The organism is Frankia sp. CoWAU3 (assembly GCF_977971855.1).
This window is the reverse complement of sequence record NZ_CDWWXB010000118.1, coordinates 8,757-10,764: the sequence shown is the minus strand read 5'-3', so window position 1 is coordinate 10,764 and position 2,008 is coordinate 8,757. Positions and strand designations below refer to the sequence as shown.

Annotated in this window: 2 protein-coding genes; one reads left to right on the top strand and one right to left on the bottom strand. The window is 69.1% G+C overall.

All coding sequences use genetic code 11. From position 1 onward, the window contains the following. Window positions 1-339 precede the first annotated feature (339 nt). Entirely contained in the window at window positions 340-1,242 is a 903-nt protein-coding gene (locus AC08ON_RS11660; RefSeq protein ID WP_476607596.1) for a TerB family tellurite resistance protein, read from the top strand. A 190-nt stretch (window positions 1,243-1,432) separates the two neighbouring features. On the opposite strand, the gene AC08ON_RS11655 is transcribed toward AC08ON_RS11660, so the two are convergent. Beyond that, window positions 1,433-1,906: an SCP2 sterol-binding domain-containing protein gene (locus AC08ON_RS11655; protein WP_476607597.1), complete on the bottom strand. Its 474-nt coding sequence runs from the start codon at window positions 1,904-1,906 to the stop codon at window positions 1,433-1,435. Between the last annotated feature and the right edge of the window lie 102 nt (window positions 1,907-2,008).

The window sequence follows — 2,008 nt, the reverse complement described above, 5'->3', positions numbered from 1 at the left end:
CTCCCGCTAGGATCGGGCGCGGACGGTCTGGATACGGATCCGGTGGCGCCGTGCCCACGCCTCGGCGCTAAGGTCCGGACGGCTCGACGTCCTAGCCGCCACAGACACCATCATCCTTCCGAGACTGGCCGATCCCACCCCGCCACTGGCCGCGGACCTGCGCGACGCACGGCGGTCCACGGCGGCACGCGGCGGCACGCGGCACCCGGACCGAGCGGTCACGCCGGCAGCGCAGATGAGTAGTTCCGGACCGCCGCGTCCACTCGCTCCGCCACCTGGTGGATGATGGTGCCTGCGCGTAACCCGCCTTGTGCCGTGCGTCTTCAGGAGGCTTTCGGTATGCCTTTGCAGGCTGCTATTCGGCTCGATGTTCGGCTTCTCGTACGGATTGACGACCGCGTTCTCCTCGCTCGCCCGCCGGGAGAAGCCTGGCATGTCCTTCCGGGCGGTCCGGTGGCGGCGGGAGAGAGCACGGACGACGCTCTCGAACGGCAGGTAGGCCGCCTCGCCGGCCCTCGGACGATCTCCCGGCAGTTCATCGGCGCGGTCGAGCACGACGGAACCATCACCGGCCACTCACCTGAATCCGCAACCGATCACGTGCTCAGTATCATGTTCGCCGGCTTCTGGCCGTCCGACATCCCGACGCCGTCACGCTGGGGGGAGCACACGCTGGTTCCGGTTAACGTCAACGTGCTCCTCGCGACACGCCTGCGCCCGCTATCGATGGCCGAGGTGGTACGTCGCTGGCTCGCCGAAGGCTGGCCGCTCTGGCGCGGCCTCGATCCCGCCGTCGGCAACCGGCGGCTGCCCTCCCTGGCCTCACTGCGCGCGCAGCTGTTCGCCCGTCGGGAGGAGCTGCGCAGCCTCACCTTCCGGGACGCCGCCGTGGCGATCTGTGCCCTCGTCACCGCGGCCGATGGTCGCATCGATCCGGCGGAACGCGAGGGACTACTCGGCTTCATCGCCACGGATCCGGTGATGTCCCAGTTTCCCGAACAGGACGTGGAACGGCTCTTCGATGAACATCTGAGCCGTCTCACCGCAGACTTCGCCGCCGGCAAACAGGCCGCGCTGGCCGACATCGCCAAGGTGCGGGGGCGGGTGGCGGAAGCCGCCGCCGTGGTGCGCATCGGGCAGGTGATCGGCCTGGTTGACGGCGAGTTCGTCGCCAGCGAGCGGGCCGTGGTGCGGGAGGCCGCCCTCGCCCTCGGCCTGAACACCGCCGAGTTCGCCCTGTGAGGGGCGAGCCGGCGCCGGTTGAACGACGTCGCCGACCCGTCCGCTCATGGCCTCCTCGGCTGGCCTTCCCGGCGCGACGGCACAGAGCGGCCACGTCGGCCCCGGCGGGCAACTCGTACTCCCGGCCGTCCAGCACCGGCCGCACCAGCCGGCACCTCATCGTGGCGGCAGCGGTGGGGACCGCCGCCGGTCAGCTCTCCTTCTTGATCTCAAACCAAGACAGGATCCTGCCTCCGAACTTCAGGTCACCATCAATCTTGATCTTTCTGGTGAGGAAGAGCTTGGCCCCGCTGGCCTGACCGGAGACCACCCGAACAAAGCGGACACGATCCGTGATAATGGTCAGCGTCTGCTCCCCCGCGGATTCACTCGGGGTCCCGGTGGCGGGCGGTGTCGCCAGAGTGCAGACACCGTCGGCGACCCGCAGCTCGTAGGTGCGCACGGCGCCGCCCGGTCCACCGTTGAGCACGAATCGGACCAGAGCGTTCTCTTCTTGTGCCTGCTCTGGGCGGAAGGTGTCGCGCATCTGCCGGAAGACCTCGTCCAGCACCGCGTCACCGGCCGGCCCACCCAGCAGGTCGGAGACCTCACGCTCCGACATAGCGGGCAGACCGCTGACGAGTCTCGCCGGGTCGGCCGTGGAATCGACGGCAAGATCGGACATAGCCACACTCCTTTGCGTTCGTGTTGGCGTTCGTGGGCGGCGGCCTGTCGGCAGCACGCACGAGCACGCTAGCGAAGACGACACGGCGACGGTTCCGTGGGC

Coding starts and splice junctions, on each gene's coding strand:
- AC08ON_RS11660 (WP_476607596.1), top strand. CDS start 340: ATGCCTTTGCAGGCTGCTATTCGGCTCGATGTTCGGCTTCTCGTACGG.
- AC08ON_RS11655 (WP_476607597.1), bottom strand. CDS start 1,906: ATGTCCGATCTTGCCGTCGATTCCACGGCCGACCCGGCGAGACTCGTC.